This window comes from Nonomuraea sp. NPDC049504, from assembly GCF_040676845.1.
GTDB lineage: Bacteria > Actinomycetota > Actinomycetes > Streptosporangiales > Streptosporangiaceae > Nonomuraea > Nonomuraea salmonea.
The window spans coordinates 1-20,373 of sequence record NZ_JBFAPT010000051.1 but is presented as its reverse complement, the minus strand read 5'-3'; the positions used below and the strand labels follow the sequence as shown (position 1 = coordinate 20,373).

Here is a 20,373-nt window from a genome sequence, read left to right as displayed (position 1 = left end):
GACATGAACCGGACATCCAGCGGACATTTCCGCTGGTACGACCTCAGGCAGCCGGAAGCGCAGAGGAGGCCGCCGCCTCAGGTGCGGGGGTGGCGGGTGGATGCGCGAAGGTAACCGCCGAAGGCGCGAGCGCGGCGGCCGGAGGGGCGGGGGTGGTGGTGAGAAGGCGGTGGACTTCGCGGGCGGCCATGCGGCCGGCGCGGTTGGCGCCGATCGTGCTGGCCGAGGGGCCGTAGCCGACCAGCTGCACCCTGGGGTCGCGGACGACCCGCGTGCCGTCGACGCGGATGCCGCCGCCCGGCTCCCGCAGGCGCAGGGGTGCGAGGTGGTCGAGCGCCGAGCGGAACCCGGTGGCCCAGACGATGGTGTCGCAGGCCAGGAACGTGCCGTCGTCCCACTCCACGCCGGTCTCGGTGATGCGGCGGAACATCGGGCGCCGGTGCAGAGCCCCCTTGGCCAGCGACTCACGGACGACCGTGCTGTAGGTGAGCCCGGTCACGGCGACGACGCTCTGCGGCGGCAGCCCGGCGCGTACGCGGTCCTCCACCATGGCGACGGCTTCGCGCCTGGCGTCCTCGCCGAAGTCGTCGTCACGGAAGACGGGTGGCCGCCGCGTCACCCACGCGGTCGCGGCGGCCACCCCCGCGATCTCCGACAGGACGTGCGCCGCCGATGTCCCGCCGCCCACCACGACCACCCGCCGCCCCGCGAACTCCGCCGGCCCCCGATAGTCGGCGTAGTGCAGCCGGCGGCCGGCGAACGTGGCGGCCCCCGGGTAGTACGGCCAGTAGGGACGGGTCCACGTACCGGTCGCGTTGACCAGCGCGGCGGCGGACCACTCCCCCGCGTCCGTCGCGACGAGCAACCGCCCCCTGGCGCCCTCGCGCACGGACGTGACCCGCACAGGACGCACGACGTGCAGCCCGGCCGCCCGCTCGTAGGCGTCGAAGTACGCGGGCACGACCTCGGCGGCGGGCCGCACCCCGCCGCCGTCCGCGGGCTTGGGGTGGCCCGGCAGGTCGAAGATGCCGTGCACCTTGTCCATCGTCAGCGAGGGCGACCGGTGCCGCCACGCCCCGCCGGGCCCGTCCTCCGCGTCGAGCACGACGGCCTCGACCCCGAACCGCCGCAGAAAGTACGCACTGGACAGGCCGGCCTGCCCAGCCCCGATGACGACGACCGCACTCTCCTCCACGCTCACCCTCAACCACCCCCACCCGGTCCCTCTTCCCGCCACCGGCGAAAACCCGAAACGGTTTCGCCAGGCGCAGCCCGTCCGCGAATCCCGGAGCAGTGTGGCCGGGCGCAGAATCACCAGGTCAGAAGAGCCGAGACGGTATGGGAAGAAGTTCTGGAGGACCGAAACTTTTCGGCGGAAGAGTCAGAGGTGACCCTGCCAAGAAAGCAGGGTCGATCTCGCCAAGGAGCGGAGGCGAACCACCGCCGCCCGGCAACCGCCGAAATCGGCGTCTGGTAGCGGGCGGGAAGGGGATTCGAGACGAACATCTACCCCCTACACCTCTCCCCGGCCAAAGCCGGGGAGAGGTGGGACGGTGGGTCAGAGGCGGTGGGGGACGGGGGCGGTGGAGCCGCGGACCACCAGTTCGGTGGCCAGCTCCACGTGGTGGGAGTCCACGCGTTCGCCTTCCGCCAGCCGCAGGGCCGTGCGGAGGGCCGCCTGGCCCATCTCGCGGAGCGGCTGCCGGATGGTGGTCAGCGGGGGCGAGGTGACCTTGGCGATCTGGGTGTCGTCGAAGCCGACGATGCTCAGATCCTCCGGGATGCGCAGCCCGCGCTCCCGCGCCGCCTCCATGATGCCGACGGCCATCTCGTCGCTGCCGGCGAAGATGGCGGTCGGCGCGTGGGGCAGGTCGAGCACGGCGGCTCCGCCCTCGACGCCGTCCTGGTAGTGGAAGTGGCTGGAGCGCACGTAGCCGGGCAGCACGGGCGCCCCCTCGGCCTCCATGGCGGCCCGGTAGCCGTGCAGCCGCGCCTGGTTGCACGCGGCGGTGGCGGGCCCGCCGACGTAGGCGATGCGCCGGTGGCCGAGCGAGAGCAGGTGCTGGGTGGCGGCCAGCCCGCCGGCGAAGTTGGTGGAGCCGATGCTGGTCACCCGGGTGCGCGGCAGGTTGAGCGGGTCGATGAGGACGAGCGGCAGCCGCGCCCGGTTGAGCGCGGCGGGCTGCCCGGCGGTCAGCTCGCTGGTGACGGCGATCAGCGCGCGCCGCCCTGCGGCGACCAGGCCGCGCGCCCAGGCGGTGGTGCGGGCCTGGCCGCCCCTGATGCTGACCACGATGCCGACCCCGGCCTCGGCCCCGGCCTCGACGGCGCCCTGGATGATCTCCGTGGAGTAGGCGTTGAGGTCGGTGTCGAACTGCACCTCGACGATGCCGAGCCCGGCCTGCTCGCGGCGCGGCGCCGGGGCGACGTAGTCGTGCTGCTGCAGCAGCGACTGCACGAGCGAGCGGGTGGCCGGCGAGACGTCGCTGCGGCCGTTGAGCACCTTGGAGACGGTCGCGACCGACACCCCTGCGGACGCCGCGACCGTCGCGAGCGTGGCACGTCTAGGACTGGGCGGCATCTGCACCCCCTTGCCGAGACTGTCCGGCGGCCGCGCCGGCGCTCACCTCCGCGGGTGTGACGAGCCGGCGGTCGTGGCCGACGTGGCGGGTCCGGCCGGTCAATCGTACGACGGCGCGGCACGGCAGGTCGGCGGCCGACGTGCCGGCCAGCACCTCGATGTCGCCTGGTTCGACGACGCGGCGCAGGTCGCGCCCGGTGAAGGCGGTGCGGTCGGCGTGTATGCGGAAGGTGACGTCGGCGCTTTCGCCGGGTTCGAGCGGAACTCTGGCGTAGCCGGTGAGCTGCTGGACGGGTCTGGTGACCTGGGCGACGAGGTCGTTGAGGTAGAGCTGGACGACCTCCTCGCCGGCCCGCCCGCCGGTGTTGCGCACGGTGACGGTGGCGGTGAACTCGCCGTCGGTGGGCACCTCGGTGGCGCTGAGCCGCAGGCCGGTCACCTCGAAGGTGGTGTAGGAGGCGCCGTGGCCGAAGGGGAACAGCGGCGTGGGGTCGAGGTTGCTGATGCCGTGGCTGTCGGTGCCGAGTGGCGGCTGCAGGTAGGTGCCGGGCTGGCCGCCCGGTACGCGCGGGATCTGCACGGGCAGCCGCCCGGTGGGCTGGACGCGGCCTGACAGCACGCCGGCGATGGCGGCGCCGCCCTCCTCGCCGGGCATGAACGCCTGGACGAGCGCGGCGGCGCCGTCACGAATCTCGCCCAGCGCGTACGGCCGTCCGGAGACCACGACGACGACCACGGACGTGCCGGTGGCGGCCAGCTCGGCGAGCAGGTCGGCCTGCATGCCGGGCAGCCGCAGGTCCTCGGCGTCGCAGCCCTCGCCGGAGGTGCCCTGCCCGAACAGCCCGGCCAGGTCGCCGACCACGGCCACGCACACGTCGGCGTCGCGGGCGGCTTCGACGGCGGCGGCGAAGCCGGAGCGGTCGTCGCCGCGCACCTCGCAGCCCTTCTCGTAGCGCAGCTCGGCGCCGGGCAGCTCGGCGGTGAGCGCGTCGAGCACGGTGGGCGCCTCGATGCCGAGGCCGAGTCCGGGGTGGCGGGGCAGCACGTGGTTGGGGAAGGCGTAGCAGCCCATGAACGTGCGGGGGTCGTGGGCGGCGGGCCCGACGACGGCGACGCGGCGCGGCGCGGCGCGGCCCTCACCGAGCAGCGGCAGCGCGGTGCCGGCGTCGAGCAGGATGATCGAGCGCTCGGCCAGCTCTCTGGCGAGTGCGCGGTTGGCGGGCGAGTCGAGGTCGACGTCCGCGGCGCCGGCGACGGACTGCTCGGGCGTCCACCCGGGGTCGAGCAGCCCGAGCTCGACCTTCTGGGTGAGCAGGCGGCGCACGGCCCGGTCGATGAGCTCCTCGTCCAGTTCGCCGCGGCGTACCCGGTCGGCGAGGTCCTGGCCGAAGCCGAGGGTGTCGGGCAGCTCGACGTCGATGCCGGCGGTGAGCGCCTGCACGCCGGCCTCGCCGGTGTCGGCGGCGACGCGGTGCATGGTGGTCAGGAACGGAACCGCCCAGTAGTCGGAGACGACGGTGCCGGTGAAGCCCCAGTCGTCGCGCAGCACCTCGGTGAGCAGCCACGGGTCGGCGCCGGCGGGGACGCCGTCGACGTCGGAGTAGGAGTTCATCACCGAGCGGGCGCCGCCGAGCGCGATCGCGGTCTCGAAGGTGGGCAGGATCATGTCGAGCAGCTCGCGCCTGCCCATCGGCACGGGCCCGTGGTTGCGCGCGGCGCGGGAGGCGGAGTAGCCGGCGAAGTGTTTGAGCGTGGCGATGATCCCGGCGTTCTCCAGCCCGCGTACGTAGGCGGCGCCGAGCGTCGCGACCAGGTACGGGTCCTCGCCCATGGTCTCCTCGACCCGCCCCCATCGGTAGTCGCGCACGACGTCGAGCACCGGCGAGAGCCCCTGGTGCACGCCGACGGCCCGCATGTCGCGGCCGATGGCGGCGGCCATGCGCTCGACCAGGCCGGGGTCGAACGTGGCGGCCCAGGCGATGGCGGCCGGGTAGACGGTGGCGCCGTAGGCGGTGAAGCCGGTCAGGCACTCCTCGTGGACGATGGCGGGGATGCCGAGCCGGGAGCGTTCGATCACGATCCGCTGCTGGCGGACGACCTCGGCCGCGCCTTCTTCCGGCGTGACGGGGACGCTGCCGTGGACGCGGGTCAGGTGGCCGAGCCCGTGCCGGGCGGCCTCCTCCAGCGGGATGGTGCCGGAGGCGGCGAAGACGTCCTGCATGGGGGCCACGTTGAGCGGCTCTGCGCCCGGCTCCGGCTCCTCGGCCTGGCTCATGTCGTTGCCGACCCACCTGCTGCCGAGCTGGCCGATCTTCTCCTCCAGGGTCAGCTCGGCAAGGAGGGCTTCGACTCGGTCGGCCACGGCGAGCGCCGGGTCCTGCCACGGGCGCAGCGCCCGGTTCGCCGTGGGGGTCCGATCTAGAGCCGTCATGTACTGCGCTCCTTAAAGAGGTGCGGTCTTTTCGTAACTTTTCGAAGACGTTTCGCCAGCGGTGCCGACCTCGGCGCGTGACCGTCGCTGTCCCAGACCTCCAGCTAAGAGCACGCGCGGTAGTACCTTACACGCGCCTCATCAGAACGCCAGATGTTTGTCTGATCGACAACCTCTTGACACCACTATTCCCGAAACCTAGATTGGCGACCCCCGCGGTCATGTCGAAAATGTTTCGATGAGCTGACACTAGGAGGAGTGGAAGAGTGGCACTAAGGTGCCAATCCACGACCGCCGGCCATCGCATCCGATGATCAACGAGCCGCGACCCCCAGCCCGCGGCACTCACGTACGGAGATCAGCGTGGAGTCCAGGACTACCTCTCGCCGCAACTTTCTCAGCCTCGTCTCCATGGGTGTCCCCCTAGGAGCAGCGCTTGCCGCCTGTGGCGGCACGGGTCCCACCCAGACGGGCGCCGGTGGCGACCCCGGCGCCGGCGCGACCGCCGGTGGCGGCGGCGCCAACAGCGCCACGTACTGGTACCTGTCGACGCAGCCCCAGGAGGGCGTGCGCACCAGGACGATCGAACGGCACAACAAGGCCAACGCCAACGGGACGATCACCGGCACGACGTTCCAGAACGACGCCTTCAAGACCAAGATCAAGACGGCCATCGGCGCCGGCCAGGCCCCCACCCTCATCTGGGGCTGGGGTGGCGGCACCCTGCGCAGCTACGTGCAGGCCGGCCAGGTGGACGACCTGACCGACTGGTTCGAGCAGAACCCGGCCGTCAAGGACAAGCTGTTCCCGTCCTCCTTCGGCGCCGCGACCATCGACGGCAAGATCTACGCGATGCCGTGCGAGACCCTGCAGCCGATCGTCCTCTACTACGACAAGCGGGCCTTCGACAAGATCGGCGCGCAGCCGCCCCAGACGTGGGGCGACATCCTCGACCTGGTGCCCAAGTTCAACGCCAAGGGCATCGCGCCGTTCTCGCTGGGCGGCCAGTCGCGCTGGACGAACATGATGTGGCTGGAGTTCCTCTTCGACCGCATCGGCGGCCCCGAGGTCTTCCAGGCCGTGTTCGACGGTGAGAAGGACGCCTGGTCCAACCCGGTCGCGATCCAGGCGCTGGGCGAGATGCAGAAGCTGATCAAGGCCGACGGCTTCGTCAAGGGCTTCTCCTCCATCACCGCCGACTCCAACGCCGACCAGGCCCTGCTCTACACCGGCAAGGCCGCCATGATGCTGCACGGCGGCTGGACGTACGGCAGCATGAAGGCCGACGGCGGCGACTTCGTCTCCGGCGGCAACCTGGGCTACATGAACTTCCCGCCGGTCGACGGCGGCAAGGGCGACCCCGGCAACACCGTGGGCAACCCCGGCCAGTACATCTCCATCTCCTCCAAGGCCACGCCGGAGCAGAAGGAGATCGCCAAGAAGTTCTTCGCCGGCGCGCTGATCGACGACACCGCGGTCAAGGAGTGGGTCGGCACGGGCGCCGTCCCGATCATCAAGGGCGCGGACAAGGAGTTCGCGAACTCCGAGGACAAGGACTTCCTGGGCTTCGTCTACAACATCGCGGTCAACGCCAAGACCTTCGGTCAGTCCTGGGACCAGGCGCTCAGCCCGACGGCCGCCGAGGTGCTGCTGGACAACATCGCCAAGCTGTTCCAGCTGTCCATCTCGCCCGAGGAGTTCGCCACGAACATGAACGCGGTCATCGGCAAGTGAGCGCCGTCATGACCACCGCCAGGCCCGCCCGCAGGGCGGGCCGTGGCGGCTCCATCAAATGGATGACCATTCCGGCGCTGGTGTTCTTCGTCGGGTTCGCCCTCATCCCGCTGGTAGGGGTGCTCGCCCTCAGCTTCGCGCAGTGGGACGGGCTCGGAGAGATCGGTATCGCCGGGTTCAGTAACTGGAGCGCCATCCTCGCCGATCCCGGCCTGCCGCACGCGCTGTGGATCACCTTCCTCGTCATGGCCGTCTCGTGGGCGGTGCAGACGCCCGCGAGCATCCTGATGGGGGCCTTCCTGGCCGGGCAGCAGAAGTACCGCGCGATCCTGTCGGTGGTGTTCTTCATCCCGCTGCTGCTCAGCTCCGCCGCGCTGGCGATCACCTACAAGGCGCTGCTCGACCCGAACTTCGGTCTCGGCGCCGGGCTGAACATCCCGTTCCTGGTCCAGGACTGGCTGGGCGAGCCGGTGCTCGCCTTCGGCGTAGTGATCTTCGTGGTGTCGTGGCAGTACATCCCGTTCCACTCGCTGATCTACCAGGGCGGCATCCGGCAGATCCCGCGCTCGATGTACGAGGCCGCCGAGCTCGACGGCGCGGGCCGGGTGCGCAGGTTCTTCAGCATCACGCTGCCGCAGCTCAAGTACACGATCATCACGTCGTCCACGCTGATGGTCGTCGGGTCGCTGACCCTCTTCGACCTGATCTTCGTGCTGACCGCCGGCGGCCCCGGCGACGCCACCCGGGTGCTCGCGCTCGACATGTACAAGCGCGGTTTCCAGGCCAACCTCATGGGTCCGGCCAGCGTGATCGCGGTCATCCTCGTCCTCGTCGGCCTCGGCCTGTCGCTGCTCCTGCGCCGGCTCGGCGGCCGAGACCAAAGCCACAGCCAGCTTGAAGGGGCCTGACGCATGACGACCGCCCCCACCAGGGCTCCCCAGCGCGACACCATCTCCGCCGGCCCTTCGCACCGCCGCAAGGTCGGCCGCAGCCAGGAGCGCCCCAACTGGATGGCCGGCGTGACCAGCGTCATCTGGCTGGTCATCGTCGCCGTGCCGATCTACTGGATCGTCATCACCAGCTTCAAGTCGCAGTCGAACTACTACCAGGAGAACCCGTTCGCCCCGCCGGGAGAGCCGACGCTGGCGAACTACCGCCTGGTCATCGAGTCCGACTTCATCCAGTACTTCATCAACAGCGTGATCGCGACCCTCGGCGCCGTGGTGCCGGCCGTGCTGGTCAGCTTCATGGCGGCGTACGCGATCGTGCGCGGCGGCAGAAGCAGGTCGCTGCGCTGGACGAACTCGCTGTTCCTGATGGGTCTCGCGATCCCGCTGCAGGCCGTGGTGATCCCGATCTACCTGATCATCATCCAGCTCGGCCTGTACGACTCGCTGATGGCGCTGATCCTGCCCTCGATCGCGTTCGCGATCCCGCTGTCGGTGCTCGTCCTGTCGAACTTCATCAGGGACGTGCCCAAGGAGCTGTTCGACTCCATGCGGATCGACGGCGCCTCCGAGACCGAGATGCTCTGGAAGCTGGCCTTCCCGCTCACCCGCCCCGCCGTGGTGACGGTGACGATCTACAACGCGCTGCAGATCTGGAACGGCTTCCTGCTGCCTCTGGTGCTCACCCAGAGTCCCGACAAGCGCACGCTGCCGCTGGCACTCTGGTCGTTCCAGGGCCAGTACAGCATCAACGTGCCCGCGGTGCTCGCCTCCGTCGTGCTCACCACGCTGCCCATTCTGGTGCTGTACGTGGTGGGCCGCCGCCAGCTCCTTGCCGGTCTCACCGCGGGGTTCGGCAAGTGAGCCGGCCGGCGTGCCGCCTCAGGTGCGCCATGTCCGTCTCGTAGCAGCGGTCGTCCCCGCGGGCGACGTGACCGGCGAAGGCCGCGTCGCCCGCGGCGGCCGATGCGCGGTGTCGAAGTCGATGAACGCGGCCGGCAGGCCGTCCCAGAACACACAGGTGGGGCGGCGTACGGTGCCGGCCACCTTCACCACGTGGTTGACGCCCCCGCCTGTCAAGATCTCCTCGTCCGGCGCTCCTCCCTTCTACGGGTCGTGCCGCGCACCGCACCACTGGTTTTCTGACCGGTGGTTTTATGACCGGCTTCTCGGCGGCGCGATAGAACAAAGCGCATGGACCCGGCACCGGTGGTACTCGTCGTGGACGACGAGCGCAACATCCGCGAGCTGCTGCTCGACGCCCTGGAGCTCAACGGCTTCCGTGTCCGCACGGCCGCGTCGGGCTCCCAGGCGCTGCTGAGCGTCGGCCGGCAGCGGCCCGACCTCATCCTGCTCGACGTGATGCTGCCCGACCTCGACGGCTTCGCGGTGGCGCAGCGGCTGCGGCCGGACGGCGGGGGGCCGCCGGTGCTGTTCCTGACCGCGCGCGACACGGTCGCCGACCGCATCGCGGGGCTGACAGCGGGCGGCGACGACTACGTGACGAAGCCGTTCAGCCTGGAGGAGGTGGTGCTGCGCATCCGCGCCATCCTGCGCCGCACGGGCGCGCGCGAGGCGCCCTGCGACGACGGCCTGCTCCGCTACGCCGACCTGGAGCTGGACGAGGAGACCCACGCCGTACGCCGCTCCGGCCGGCACATCCACCTGTCGCCGACGGAGTTCGCGCTGCTGCGTTACCTGATGATCAACGCCGAGCGGGTGGTGAGCAAGCCGCAGATCCTCGACCGCGTGTGGTGCCACGGCTTCGGCGCCGACAGCCGCATCGTGGAGTCGTACATCAGCTACCTCCGCCGCAAGATCGACGCCGAGGGGCGGCCGCTGATCCACACGCTGCGCGGCGTGGGCTACTCCCTGCGCGACCAGACCCTGCTGGACCGGGCCCGATGACGCGGCGGAATCCCGACATACCGATGGCCCCAACCCTCTCCGGCGAACGACCGGACCCGATGACGGGCCGTTCCCTTCCCCGTGCGCGGGCGTGGCCGCTGCGGCACCGGCTGCTCGCGGCGCTGCTCGCGTTGTCGGCGGCGGCGCTGGCGGTCTTCGCGGCGGCCGGGGTGCTGCTGCTCGACCGCTCGCTGCTGGCGCGCGTGGACACCCAGCTCACCGGGTTCGCCGCGACGTTCCGCCAGGGACCGCCGCCGGGCGCTCCCGTGCCGCCGCCCCGGCCGCGGGGCGAGGTGGAGCTGCCCACCCTGTTCCGGGTCACCGTGTTCACCGGGTCGGGCGCGGTCGTACGGCGGCTGCCCGGCGGCGGCGACGGCCCCGACGTGTCCGCCGGCCTGCTCGCCCACCCGCCGCGCGGCCCCTTCACCGTGCCCGACATGGCGGGCGGCGCCGAGTGGCGGACCATGATCGTGCGCCTGCCCGACGGCGACAGGGCCGCCATCTCGCTCTCCCTGGAGTCCAACCGCAGCACCGTACGCCGGCTCCTGCTCATCGAGGCGGCGGCCGGCGTCCTCGTGCTGGCGCTGCTGGGCGCGGTGGCGCTGGCCGTGGTCCGCCTCGGCCTGCGCCCGCTCACCCGCATGGAACGCACGGCCACCGCCATCGCGGCGGGCGAGCTGGACCGGCGGGTCTCCGACAGCGACCCGCGCACCGAGACAGGCCGGCTGGGCCGGGCGCTGAACGTCATGCTCGGCCGCCTGGGCGAGGCCCTGCACCAGCGCGAACGCTCCGAGCAGCGCCTGCGCCGCTTCCTCGCCGACGCCTCGCACGAGCTGCGCACCCCGCTCACCTCCATCAGGGGGTACGCCGAGCTGTACCGGCACGGCCGGCCCGGCCCCGATCCCGTCGTGGCCCGCATCCTCGGCCGCATCGAAGGGGAAGCCGAGCGGATGGGCGTCCTGGTGGAGGACCTGCTGCTGCTCGCCCGTCTGGACGAGGAGCGCGCCCTGGACCTGACGGAGGTGGACCTGCACGTCATCGCGGCCGACGTGGTGCACGCGGCGCGGGCGCGTGACCCCGGCCGTGCGGTGGAGCTGGTCCTGGGCGACGATCCGGTACGGGTGACCGGCGACGAGCACCGCCTGCACCGCGTCCTCGCCAACCTGGTCGGCAACGCCCTCACCCACACCCCGGAAGGCACCACCGTCCACGTCCTCCTCGGCAACCGGGATCCCGGCGATCACGGCACGGCGGCCGCCCGGGCCGGAGGTGATGACATGCGGGGGCCGGACGCCGGCGATCGCCCCGCGGCGGCGGTCACCTGGGCGGGGGCCGAAGAGGTGCGGGGGCCGGTGGCCGTGGTCGAGGTGTGCGACGACGGGCCGGGGATCGATCCCGGGCACCTGCCGCACGTCTTCGACCGCTTCTACCGCGCCGACCCCGCCCGCTCCCGCGAGAGCGGCAGCACCGGCCTGGGGCTCGCCATCGCGGCGGCGCTGGTGGCCGCGCACGACGGCCGCATCGAGGCGCGCAGCGCGCCGGGCCACGGCACCGCGTTCCGCGTCCTGCTGCCCGTGGAGGGCCCGCCGGGTCAGCCCGAGCGGCGCACCATCTCCTCGATCCAGACGGGCGCGTAAGGGGACGTGCAGCCCGGCGAGGTCGGGTAGTCCTTCAGCACCTCCAGGCGCTCGCCGATGGCGACGGCGCGGGCGCGGTGCCCGGGGTGGTCGATGCCGATCTGGGCCAGGCAGTGGTTCATCGCCCACTGGAGGCGTTCATGGGCGTCCTTCATCTCCGCCTCGATGACGTCCAGCAGCCCCGCCAGGTCGAGACCCTCAGGCTTCCTGGACACCCGTTCGACGGTCAGCGCCCAGCCCGCGCTCGCCACCACCGGGTGGGGGTCGGCGAACCAGGTCACCCGCAGCCCCTCGGCGTGCGGGCTCTTCTTCACCACGTAGTTGACCAGCCAGTCCTGCACCTTGGGCGTGCGGGCCTCGCGCAGCATGCGGTCCAGCTCGTCCGCCTCGAACGCCTTCGGCCGGCAGACCAGCAGCGCCAGCAGCCGCGCCGCGCTGTCACCCGTCTCCCACAGCTCGCGGGCGAGGTCCTGCCGTGTCTTGAGCCGCTTGGCGATGGCGCGCAGCTTGCCCAGGTTTACGGCGTGGTCGTCGCCATGCCGCTCGTTCACCTCGCGGATCTTCGGGTCCGCGAGTGCGGCCAGCTCGGCCATCACCTCTGCCAGCTCGTCGGCCGGTGTCCCGGTCGTCGCCGTCTCGGCCACGTCCACCTCCCTGTCGGGCTTCAGCGTAAGCGGGAGTTCACACACTATTCCCAGCTTGTTGCGATCCCATATGGACTGACACGGAAGGAGAGACATGCTGCGCAGATTCCGCAGGCGTACCATCTCCGCAGATCAGCCCGCCGCCCCAGGCTCTCCCCCAGGCGAGGCGGGGCACGCCCTGCGCGCTCCCAGCAGGCTGCACGCGTTCAACCGGTACGAGATCAAGTACCTGGTCGACGCCGCCACGGCCGGCGAGCTGCGGGCCGAGATGGAGCGCCTGCTCGACCGCGACGAGCACAGCGGCGAGAACGGCTACGGCATCTGGAGCGTCTACTACGACACCCGGGCGCTGCGCTTCTACTGGGAGAAGATCGAGGGCCTGAAGTTCCGCAGGAAGCTGCGGATCCGCCACTACGGCGACCGGTTCCAGGTCACCGGCGACACCCCGGTCTTCGTGGAGATCAAGCAGCGGGTCAACCGGGTCACGCAGAAGCGGCGGGTGCGGCTGCCGTACCGGGACGCCGTCGCGCTGTGCGACGGGCGCGCGATGGTCGCGCACGGGCCGTCCGAGCGGGCCTTCCTGGAGGAGGTGCTCGACCTGGTCTGCCGCCTCGACCTGCGGGCGACCGCGATGACCGGCTACCAGCGGCACGCGTACGTGGGCCGCGGTGCCGACGTGGGCCTGCGGGTGACCTTCGACCAGCGGGTACGCGGGCGTGACAGGGACTTCCACCTGGGCGCCGACGCCGAGAACCGGTTCATCGTCCCGCCCGGCAAAGTGATCATGGAGGTCAAGGCCGACGAGTGGGTGCCGTACTGGCTGACCGACCTCACCGCCGAGCGGAACCTCCAGGTGGTCCGGGTCTCCAAGTACTGCCAGAGCGTGGAGGCGTACGGGCGGGCGCCCCGCTCCCTGTTCCACATCCCCGGCCACGATCTCGACCCCATCCCCGGCCGCCCGCCGGCCATGACCACCGCCAAGGAGGCGTGACCCCCCATGGACTTCTCGTTCCAGGACCTGTCGGGCACGTTCAGCGTCGCCGACATCGCGATCGCGATGTCCCTGTCGTTCGTGCTCAGCGCCATGATCGGCTGGGTCTACCGGGCGACCCACCGCAACGTCTCCTACAGCCAGTCGTACGTGCAGACGCTGGTCGTCCTCGGCATGCTGATCTCGCTCATCATGCTCGTCGTCGGCTCGAACATCGCCCGCGCCTTCGCCCTGGTCGGCGCGCTGTCGGTGGTGCGGTTCCGCAACGCGATCAAGGAGACCAGGGACGTCGGGTTCATCTTCCTGGTGATGGGCGTCGGGATGGCCGTCGGCACCCGGTTCTACCTGCTGGCCGTGGTCGCCGCCGTGGCGATCTCGCTGATCGTCATGATCATGCACCGGTTCAACTGGTTCCAGCTGAACGTGCGGCGGCAGGTCGTCAAGGTGCAGGTGCCCTCCGACGACGACTACACGCACGCCATCCAGGACGTGCTGGTCCGGCACACCGACGAGTTCGAGCTGGTCAGCATGGAGTCGATCAGGGCCGGGGCGCTCATCGAGCTGATGTACACGGTCAAGATCAAGAAGGGCAGCGAGCCCGCGGACGTGATCGCCGCGCTGCGCGAGCGCAACCACGGCCAGAACGTCACGGTCCTGACCGGGTACGACCAGACCGACCTGTGAGGGCCCCGTCATGGCACTCAAGCACCGCATCCCCGTCAAACTCCGGCAGAACTGGAAGCTGGTCGCGCTGTGCGCGGTGTTCCTGATGGCGTGCTGGGGGGTGTTCGGCAGCGGGACCATCCGCCCGTATGTCACCACCTCCGGCACCGCCCAGGCCGACACCGTCGTCCAGAACCTCACCGGCACCCGCGAGCTGTTCGACGCGGCCACGCCGCACGAGGTGACGCTGACGTTCCGGGACGAGGGCTACCAGGACATGCTGTCCGAGTACTTCAAGGACGGCGACAAGAAGTACGTCGAGGCGGATCTCACCATCGACGGGACCCGCATCCCGAGCGTGGGGATCCGGCTCAAGGGCAACTCGACCTTGCAGGGCTTCACCTGGAAGGGACAGTCCAGGCCACGCGTCCGGCCGGGCGGCGGCGGACCGCCGGAGGGCTTCCGGCCCCCGGCCGACGGCCGCCCTCCGGGCAACGCGCAGCCCCCTGGGGACGGACAGCGACCCGGCAACGGGCAACCCCCTGGGGACGGGCGGCCGCCCGGGGCGGGACGGCCGCCGGGCGGCGGGCGGGCCGGCTTCGGGCAGCTCAAGGCCGAGGAGCCGGAGAACCTGCCGTGGCTGATCAGCTTCGACGAGTTCGTGGCGGGCCGCCGCTACCAGGGCCACAGCCAGATCGCCGTACGCCCGGCCGCGCAGCAGTCCTCGACCCTGCTCAACGAGGCGCTGGCCATCGCCATGGTGGGGGCGGCCGGCGAGCCGACCCAGCGCTCGGCCTACTCCTCCTTCTCCGTCAACGGCCGCACGTCCAAGCCGCGGCTGCTCGTCGAGTACCTGGACGAGGGGTACGCCGAGCGGCTCGGTGACGGCGTGCTGTACAAGTCGCTGGCCTCCAGCAGCTTCGCCTACCAGGGCGAGGACCAGACCGCGTACGTGGACGACTTCAAGCAGGTCAACCTGAAGGGCGAGCGGGACCTGCAGCCGGTCATCGGCTTCATCAAGTGGGTGGAGGAGGCGTCGGACGAGGAGTTCGCGAAGGGCCTGGCCGAGCGGCTGGACGTCGAGTCGTTCGCCCGCTACGCCGCTCTGCAGAACCTGCTGCTGAACTTCGACGACATGTCCGGGCCCGGCCGCAACTACTACCTCTGGTACGACCTCGGCACCCGCAGGTTCCGCGTGATCAGCTGGGACCTCAACTTCGCGTTCAGCGGCGACGCCACGGCCGGGCCGGAGGAGACGATCAGCCGGGGCTTCGGCGCCCGCCCGCAACGAGCGGCCCAGCGCGATCAGCAGGCCCAGCCGCCCGCCGGGGGCGGGCCACGGATGACGGGACACGCGCTGAAGGACCGCTTCTTGAAGGACGCCGGCTTCAAGAAGCTCTATGAGCGCGAGTACGCCACCCTGTACCGCGAGCTCCTGGCCGGCGGCACCGCCACGAAGCTGCTGGACGAGGCGCTGGCGGCGTACGGGCGGAATGCCGGAGCCGACACCGCGAGGGCGACCGGGGAGGCGACCGGGGAGGCGACCGAGGAGGCGACCGCCCTCCGCGAAACCCTCCAGACCCGCACCAAGGCCCTGAGCTCCCTGGCCTCCTGAGCCCCTGCGCCGTCCACCGGCCTGGAACCGGTGGACGGCGGGCGCGGTCAGCGGCGGGCGCGGAAGGCGACGGCGGTGGTCGAGGTGATCGCCGTCACCAGGACGACGGTGAGCAGGACGCTGCTCAACGGGTTGCGCCGCCGCTCCGCCGGCTCGGCCCGGATGACGTGCGACCGCGAGGACGGCGTCGGGGACGGCGTGGGCGTGGGCGTGAGCGTCGGCGTGGGCGGCAGGACCACCTCAGCCGGTACGAGCGGCGGCACGCCCCGCTGCACCTGCCGGGGCCGCCCGCGCGGACACTCCCCCAGCTGGACGTCACCCGCGCACAGCCCGTCCGGATAGACGGTCACCTGAGGCACCGTCACCTTGGGCGCGGCATGCCGCTTCGCATCCGGCATCGCGATCGACACCCTGGGCCGAGGCGAACTCTGCACCCACACCCGCGGCACCCGCACGTCCCGCCCGACTCTGACCCGCTTGGGCGGCGCCGGCGCCCGCACGGACACCTTGGGCACGGGCCGCGGCTTGGGCACCGCACGAGGCTTGGGCACCGCGCCGGGCTTGGGCACCGCGCCGGGCTTGGGCACCGGCCGCTGCTTGACGACCGGCCGAGCCGGCTTACGAGGCGCCGGCACCCGCCCCGGCTCCGTCACACGAGCCGCCATCCGCACCCGCCGCGAGGCCACCCGCACCACCCCTGCCCGCCCACCACCGGGCTGCGCGCGCGCCGATCCCGCCACGCCCCGCGCCGCCGCCATCGGCACGTGCGACGCGACCGGCGCGTACCGCGACAGCTGCTGTGCGCTGGGCGGGAGCGGTGCCGCGGCCGGAGTGTGCGCCTGGTGGGCGGCCCGGTCGGCTGCGGTCAGCGCGCCACGTTGCGGAGGAGGGCCGAGGTCGGTGGTGGCGGGGCCGGTGACCGTGGCGGTGATCAGGGCGGTGGCCAGCAGGAGCGGGCCGCGCCTTGCTCCCACGGTCACACCTTTCCGGTGATCCGGGCGAACTCGTCCAGGGCTCCCCTGAACGCCTCCGGCCCCACGGCCAGGGGTCCGTCGAAGGCGCGGGAGATGTCCCACGTCAGGTACGTGCCGAACCCGATGAGCGCGGCGGTCGCCACCAGCGGCAGGATCGCGAGCCCGCGCGGCCTGGCACCGGCGAGGAAGGGGAAGATGACGACCAGCACCCCGGTGAGGACGGTCAGGAAGAGCAGGCCGTCCGGGGGCCGGGCGGCGGCGTCGGCGGTGCGCTGGGCGCGGGCGGTGGAGATGGCGCGGAGGTGTTCGAGCACCTGCGCCTTGGCGTCCTCCTCATCGTCGTTGGCCGCCGGCAGCGCGGTGACGCGGGCGCGGATGTCGTCCATGCGCTCGGCCCCGACGGGGTGCATGCGGCCCTCCTTCATCAGCGGCCACTCGTCCCTGACCACGAACGCCACATATTCCCGCAGCGACCTGCGCACCTCTTCGGAGGCGCTGCCGGGCAGCTCGGCGGCGGCCCAGTAGGCGTCGACGGCGGCCTGGCTCTCGGCGTGGGTGTTGAGCCTCGCGGCGTCGGCCGTCGTCCAGGGGACGATGATCGCGATGGCGAACACCAGCAGGAACATCGCCGACAGCATCGCCCCGGCGTGCGCGGCGGACGGGCCGCTCGGATCACGATCCTCGCCTGCTCTCTTGACCCGTCTGAACACCAGCGCGGTGAGCGCCACCGCGCCCACCGCCGCCAAGATCGAGAGCGTGTACGCCATGAAGATCTCCCGGACCTCTTTCGGATACGCAGTGTCACATTACTATCACACAGTGCAATGTTGGCGTCAGGCGCCCAAAGGTAAAGTCCCGGGCAAGCCCATACCTCCGGCGAGCCGCCGCGAAGATCACTACGTTAAGGGACCCGGGCCCTACCCCGGGGTAATCCCTGGGCCGGACCCTGAGGCGCAATCGTACGAAAAATCGCAATATGTGAGCGTCCACCGTGGGAGGGGCGCGGGTGAGGACGTCCAGGCCGTTCGCGGAGGGACGGCCGGTGTCCTCGCCGGCGCAGGGGATGGTGCCCGCAGGACCCCGATGGAGCAGTTGCCACGTCGCAGCGCCGGTCCTCGCCAGACCGGCACCGGGTCCCCGCGGTCACTCCGGGGCGGTCGCCGCACGTAGCCATGCGCCACCGCCCCGGACCCACACCGCCTCCCGCACCACCCCACCACCCGGAGGGCAGCCGGGAGCGCATGCGCCGCGTACCGCCTCCATGACGCGCCACCGTCTGAGGGCGGGTGGACTAGCCGTGTGGCGGCGCGGTGGAGAGGCGGTGGCGGACTGGACGGATTGCCGGGAAGTTGACGTGATGTCTCGCAAGATGTCCAGCCGAATGATGAAATTTCGGGATTGTCGGGACCATGGACCGCGTGAATCTCAACGGTCGTAAATTCGTCATGGTCAGCTCGACGGCGAGCAAGGTCAACCCCGATGGTCCCACACGGTTCGAGTACTGGGAGGACGACGGGCTCGTGTGGGGCAGCTACACCGGCGACACCGTGACGCAGGGCCGCTTCGTGGGGACGCGCGACGGCGCCGAGGTGACGATCTCCTACGTGCACGCCCTGGTGGCCGGCGGCAAGGCGGCGGGGAAGAGCACCAGCCGCATCGAGACCGGCGACGACGGACGGCTGCGGCTGGTGGAGGAGTTCAGCTTCGAGGGCGACGACACGCCGCACGTCAGCGTCTGCGCCGAACTCCCCTGACCGTCCGGAAGCCGGGGTGAGCTTCCAGGGAGGGGCGGCTCACCCCGGCGAGCCAGCGAGGTCAGGTGTCCTTGCGGAGGGCGGCGCGGCCCTCGGCGGCGCCGACGAAGCGCATCTTGCCCAGCGGCACGTCGCCCTGGGTCTCCGGGGTGGGGCGGCGCTGGGCGCGGGCGGCCTGGTCGCGGTCGCTGGGCAGCACGTACGGCCGCTTGAGCACCTCGTCCAGGATGAACACCGTCTCGGTGGCCTTGACGGCCGGGATGTTGGCGAGCCGGTCGGTCACCATGGTGTGCACGGCGGCCACGTCGGAGACCCGCACCTGGATCATCGCGTCGTGCTGCCCGGTGGTGATCGCGCAGTACTCGACCTCCGGCATCCGCGCCAGCTCGGCCCTGAACTGCTTCCACATCTGCTGCCGTACGGTGACGAAGATGAGCGCGGTGATGCCGAGCCCGGTCCTGACGTGGTCGATCTCGGCGGTGAAGCGCTTGATGGCGCCGTCGGCGCGCAGCGCCTCGAAGCGGGTGTAGGCGTTGGCGCGGGAGATGCCGACGCGTTCGGCGAGGGCGGCGACGGAGATGCGGCCGTTCTCCCTGAGCACCTCGAGGATCTTCATGTGGATCTCGTCCAGCTCGAGACCGATTCCGATCCGTCCAGGTTGACCGCCACCCGTGGCACCATTTCTGGAAATTTCACTCATCATTACCTCACCGCTCTTTATATCCGTCTCGCCGACCGCACGGAGCCTGGACGTTCTGCCGCACAATCCTCGACATCCTTCTGCCGAACGTCCAACCTTGGAGGACCTACATGGCGACCCGCTCGCAGACGGCGGCTGTGCTGCTCGCCGGTGCACTCGCCCTCGCCGCCTGCGGAAGCGGCGGCACCACTCCCACCTCCGGGGCATCGGGTGCCGCCGGGGGCAAGACCCTCGTCATCGACACCTCCTTCGACCTGAAGACCGCTGACCCCGGCCGCACGTACGAGCCGACGGGGCTCATCGTGGGCAAGGCGATCTATGAGACGCTGCTGACGTTCGACGGGGCCGACGTGACCAAGCCGGTGCCGGCGCTGGCCGAGTCGTACGAGCTGTCGGAGGACGGCAAGACGCTGACGCTCAAGCTGAAGCAGGGGGCCACGTTCGCCGACGGGTCTCCGCTGACGGCCGACGACGTGGTGTTCTCGCTCACGCGGGTGCGTGACATGAAGGGTACGCCGTCGTTCCTGCTGGACGGCGTCGAGGTGGCCAAGGAGGGCGACTCGACGATCACGCTGACGTCGAAGACGCCGAACCCGGCGCTGCCGTACATCCTGCCGAACCCGGCGCTCGGCATCATCAACAGCAAGGTCGCCAAGGAGCACGGCGCCACCACGGACCCGCAGGACAAGGCCGAGCAGTACCTCAACTCGACGTCGGCCGGGTCGGGCCCGTACGAGATCGAGTCGTTCAACGTCAGCAGCCAGGTCACGCTGAAGGCGAACCCCAAGTACCACGGCACGAAGCCCGCCTACGACAAGGTCGTCATCCGCAACGTCGAGGCCGCCACCCAGAAGCTGAACGTGCAGCGCGGCGACAGCCAGGTGGCGCTCAACCTGTCGGGCGACCAGGTCACCGGCATGCCGCCGACGCTGCAGGTGAAGAAGACGCCCTCGGCGAACGTGCTCTTCCTGCTCGCCAACCAGGACTCCGCGGTCAGCAAGACCACCACGAACCCGAAGTTCGTCGAGGCCGTGCGCAAGGGCGTGGACTACGCGGGCCTGCTCGAGCTGGCCGGCGAGGGCTCGACGCAGGCGCCGGGCATCATCCCGTCGCAGCTGCTCGGCGCGCTGCCGCCCGACCAGGGCGCCAAGCGGGACGTCGAGGGCGCCAAGGCGGCGCTGGCCGAGAGCGGGCTGTCGAACCCGACCGTGAAGCTGGAGTACCCGAGCGAGCTGACCGTGAACGGCCTGTCGTTCCAGCCGCTGGCCGAGCGCATCCAGGCCAACCTCAAGGAGGTCGGCATCACGGTGGACCTGCAGCCCGCGCCGGTCACGACGGCACTGGACAACTACCGCAACGGCAAGGAGGAGATGGGGCTGTGGTACTGGGGCCCCGACTACCCCGACCCGAGCGACTACCTGGCGTTCCTGCCCGGCAAGACCGTGGGGCTGCGGGCCGGCTGGAAGGAGGGGGCGTCGAAGGAGCTGGAGTCCGCCGGTGAGCAGGCCGCCGCGGCCATCGGCGACGACGCCCGCAAGGCCGCGTACGTGGACGTCCAGACGAAGCTGAACGCCTCGGGGCCGTTCGTCCCGCTGATCCAGCCGAGCCAGAACATCGTGACGGCCGCGTCGGTGACCGGGCTCGAGTACCACCCGGTGTGGACGGTGGACGTCGCCGACCTCGGCGTGAAGTAGGGGACGTCCCAAGTGTCGGAGACCCAGGAACCGGCGGCGGGCCGGCCCGCCGCCGCCGGCCCCGCCCAGAAGAAGGCGGGGCGGCGGGGCGGGCCTCCGC

18 protein-coding genes are annotated in these 20,373 nt (G+C 71.2%); 10 read left to right on the top strand and 8 right to left on the bottom strand.

Annotated features, from left to right (window positions below):
* Positions 1–43 precede the first annotated feature (43 nt).
* From AB0K28_RS49170 to AB0K28_RS49160, 3 genes are all read right to left on the bottom strand, one after another.
* Positions 44–1,201 (bottom strand): FAD-dependent oxidoreductase, encoded by a 1,158-nt coding sequence (locus AB0K28_RS49170; protein WP_364384870.1) that lies wholly within the window; start codon positions 1,199–1,201, stop codon positions 44–46.
* A 357-nt stretch (positions 1,202–1,558) separates the two neighbouring features.
* Positions 1,559–2,581, bottom strand: coding sequence for a substrate-binding domain-containing protein (locus AB0K28_RS49165; protein WP_364384867.1), 1,023 nt, complete (start codon positions 2,579–2,581; stop codon positions 1,559–1,561).
* Positions 2,565–5,012: a glycoside hydrolase family 3 N-terminal domain-containing protein gene (locus AB0K28_RS49160; protein ID WP_364384864.1), complete on the bottom strand. Its 2,448-nt coding sequence runs from the start codon at positions 5,010–5,012 to the stop codon at positions 2,565–2,567. The genes AB0K28_RS49165 and AB0K28_RS49160 overlap by 17 nt, the downstream gene beginning before the upstream one ends.
* A gap of 411 nt (positions 5,013–5,423) precedes the next feature.
* Here AB0K28_RS49160 and AB0K28_RS49155 point away from each other — a divergent pair, with 411 nt between their 5' ends.
* Genes AB0K28_RS49155 through AB0K28_RS49145 form a run of 3 tightly spaced genes read left to right on the top strand, consistent with a single transcriptional unit; the run spans position 5,424 to position 8,557 of the window.
* Positions 5,424–6,746, top strand: a complete 1,323-nt coding sequence (locus tag AB0K28_RS49155; protein ID WP_364384861.1) for an extracellular solute-binding protein — start codon at positions 5,424–5,426, stop codon at positions 6,744–6,746.
* 8 nt (positions 6,747–6,754) lie between these two features.
* Positions 6,755–7,654, top strand: coding sequence for a sugar ABC transporter permease (locus AB0K28_RS49150; protein WP_364384858.1), 900 nt, complete (start codon positions 6,755–6,757; stop codon positions 7,652–7,654).
* A 3-nt stretch (positions 7,655–7,657) separates the two neighbouring features.
* A complete protein-coding gene (locus AB0K28_RS49145; protein ID WP_364384855.1) occupies positions 7,658–8,557 on the top strand; it encodes a carbohydrate ABC transporter permease in 900 nt (299 codons plus the stop codon).
* An 18-nt stretch (positions 8,558–8,575) separates the two neighbouring features.
* Here AB0K28_RS49145 and AB0K28_RS49140 read toward each other — a convergent pair whose 3' ends face one another.
* Complete coding sequence (locus AB0K28_RS49140) at positions 8,576–8,773, bottom strand: hypothetical protein (RefSeq protein WP_364384852.1); 198 nt, start codon at positions 8,771–8,773, stop codon at positions 8,576–8,578.
* A 114-nt stretch (positions 8,774–8,887) separates the two neighbouring features.
* On the opposite strand from AB0K28_RS49140, the gene AB0K28_RS49135 reads away from it, so the two are divergent.
* Both AB0K28_RS49135 and AB0K28_RS49130 read left to right on the top strand, forming a co-directional pair.
* Positions 8,888–9,601 carry a response regulator transcription factor gene (locus AB0K28_RS49135; RefSeq protein ID WP_364384849.1) on the top strand — a complete coding sequence of 238 codons (714 nt, stop codon included), beginning with the start codon at positions 8,888–8,890 and terminating at the stop codon, positions 9,599–9,601.
* A gap of 59 nt (positions 9,602–9,660) precedes the next feature.
* Positions 9,661–11,238, top strand: coding sequence for an ATP-binding protein (locus AB0K28_RS49130; protein WP_364384846.1), 1,578 nt, complete (start codon positions 9,661–9,663; stop codon positions 11,236–11,238).
* Here the strand turns inward: AB0K28_RS49130 and AB0K28_RS49125 are convergent.
* Positions 11,193–11,831, bottom strand: coding sequence for a DNA alkylation repair protein (locus AB0K28_RS49125; protein ID WP_364384914.1), 639 nt, complete (start codon positions 11,829–11,831; stop codon positions 11,193–11,195). The genes AB0K28_RS49130 and AB0K28_RS49125 overlap by 46 nt on opposite strands.
* Before the next feature lie 145 nt (positions 11,832–11,976).
* Between AB0K28_RS49125 and AB0K28_RS49120 the strand changes: the two genes are divergently transcribed.
* The 3 genes from AB0K28_RS49120 to AB0K28_RS49110 are packed head-to-tail and all read left to right on the top strand — an operon-like array spanning position 11,977 to position 15,151.
* Entirely contained in the window at positions 11,977–12,873 is an 897-nt protein-coding gene (locus AB0K28_RS49120) for a polyphosphate polymerase domain-containing protein (RefSeq protein WP_364384843.1), read from the top strand.
* A 6-nt stretch (positions 12,874–12,879) separates the two neighbouring features.
* Positions 12,880–13,557: a DUF4956 domain-containing protein gene (locus AB0K28_RS49115; protein ID WP_364384840.1), complete on the top strand. Its 678-nt coding sequence runs from the start codon at positions 12,880–12,882 to the stop codon at positions 13,555–13,557.
* A 10-nt stretch (positions 13,558–13,567) separates the two neighbouring features.
* Complete coding sequence (locus AB0K28_RS49110; protein WP_364384837.1) at positions 13,568–15,151, top strand: CotH kinase family protein; 1,584 nt, start codon at positions 13,568–13,570, stop codon at positions 15,149–15,151.
* A gap of 47 nt (positions 15,152–15,198) precedes the next feature.
* Here the strand turns inward: AB0K28_RS49110 and AB0K28_RS49105 are convergent, their stop codons facing one another.
* Both AB0K28_RS49105 and AB0K28_RS49100 read right to left on the bottom strand, forming a co-directional pair.
* Positions 15,199–16,125, bottom strand: a complete 927-nt coding sequence (locus AB0K28_RS49105) for a hypothetical protein (RefSeq protein WP_364384835.1) — start codon at positions 16,123–16,125, stop codon at positions 15,199–15,201.
* 2 nt (positions 16,126–16,127) lie between these two features.
* On the bottom strand, positions 16,128–16,892 hold the full coding sequence (locus AB0K28_RS49100; protein WP_364384833.1) for a hypothetical protein: 765 nt from the start codon (positions 16,890–16,892) through the stop codon (positions 16,128–16,130).
* Positions 16,893–17,534: 642 nt separating this feature from the next.
* Here AB0K28_RS49100 and AB0K28_RS49095 point away from each other — a divergent pair.
* Positions 17,535–17,879 (top strand): hypothetical protein, encoded by a 345-nt coding sequence (locus AB0K28_RS49095; protein ID WP_364384831.1) that lies wholly within the window; start codon positions 17,535–17,537, stop codon positions 17,877–17,879.
* 61 nt (positions 17,880–17,940) lie between these two features.
* Here AB0K28_RS49095 and AB0K28_RS49090 read toward each other — a convergent pair whose 3' ends face one another.
* Positions 17,941–18,579, bottom strand: coding sequence for an Lrp/AsnC family transcriptional regulator (locus AB0K28_RS49090; protein ID WP_345409755.1), 639 nt, complete (start codon positions 18,577–18,579; stop codon positions 17,941–17,943).
* Between the two features lie 110 nt (positions 18,580–18,689).
* Between AB0K28_RS49090 and AB0K28_RS49085 the strand changes: the two genes are divergently transcribed.
* Positions 18,690–20,273, top strand: a complete 1,584-nt coding sequence (locus AB0K28_RS49085; RefSeq protein ID WP_345403172.1) for an ABC transporter substrate-binding protein — start codon at positions 18,690–18,692, stop codon at positions 20,271–20,273.
* Positions 20,274–20,373 lie beyond the last annotated feature (100 nt).

Excerpts from the sequence above, each read along its gene's own strand:
- AB0K28_RS49165 (WP_364384867.1), bottom strand. The coding sequence starts at position 2,581 with ATGCCGCCCAGTCCTAGACGTGCCACGCTCGCGACGGTCGCGGCGTCC.
- AB0K28_RS49160 (WP_364384864.1), bottom strand. The coding sequence starts at position 5,012 with ATGACGGCTCTAGATCGGACCCCCACGGCGAACCGGGCGCTGCGCCCG.
- AB0K28_RS49155 (WP_364384861.1), top strand. The coding sequence starts at position 5,424 with ATGGGTGTCCCCCTAGGAGCAGCGCTTGCCGCCTGTGGCGGCACGGGT.
- AB0K28_RS49150 (WP_364384858.1), top strand. The coding sequence starts at position 6,755 with ATGACCACCGCCAGGCCCGCCCGCAGGGCGGGCCGTGGCGGCTCCATC.
- AB0K28_RS49145 (WP_364384855.1), top strand. The coding sequence starts at position 7,658 with ATGACGACCGCCCCCACCAGGGCTCCCCAGCGCGACACCATCTCCGCC.
- AB0K28_RS49135 (WP_364384849.1), top strand. The coding sequence starts at position 8,888 with ATGGACCCGGCACCGGTGGTACTCGTCGTGGACGACGAGCGCAACATC.
- AB0K28_RS49130 (WP_364384846.1), top strand. The coding sequence starts at position 9,661 with ATGACGGGCCGTTCCCTTCCCCGTGCGCGGGCGTGGCCGCTGCGGCAC.
- AB0K28_RS49125 (WP_364384914.1), bottom strand. The coding sequence starts at position 11,831 with ATGGCCGAGCTGGCCGCACTCGCGGACCCGAAGATCCGCGAGGTGAAC.
- AB0K28_RS49120 (WP_364384843.1), top strand. The coding sequence starts at position 11,977 with ATGCTGCGCAGATTCCGCAGGCGTACCATCTCCGCAGATCAGCCCGCC.
- AB0K28_RS49115 (WP_364384840.1), top strand. The coding sequence starts at position 12,880 with ATGGACTTCTCGTTCCAGGACCTGTCGGGCACGTTCAGCGTCGCCGAC.
- AB0K28_RS49110 (WP_364384837.1), top strand. The coding sequence starts at position 13,568 with ATGGCACTCAAGCACCGCATCCCCGTCAAACTCCGGCAGAACTGGAAG.
- AB0K28_RS49100 (WP_364384833.1), bottom strand. The coding sequence starts at position 16,892 with ATGGCGTACACGCTCTCGATCTTGGCGGCGGTGGGCGCGGTGGCGCTC.
- AB0K28_RS49095 (WP_364384831.1), top strand. The coding sequence starts at position 17,535 with ATGGACCGCGTGAATCTCAACGGTCGTAAATTCGTCATGGTCAGCTCG.
- AB0K28_RS49090 (WP_345409755.1), bottom strand. The coding sequence starts at position 18,579 with ATGAGTGAAATTTCCAGAAATGGTGCCACGGGTGGCGGTCAACCTGGA.
- AB0K28_RS49085 (WP_345403172.1), top strand. The coding sequence starts at position 18,690 with ATGGCGACCCGCTCGCAGACGGCGGCTGTGCTGCTCGCCGGTGCACTC.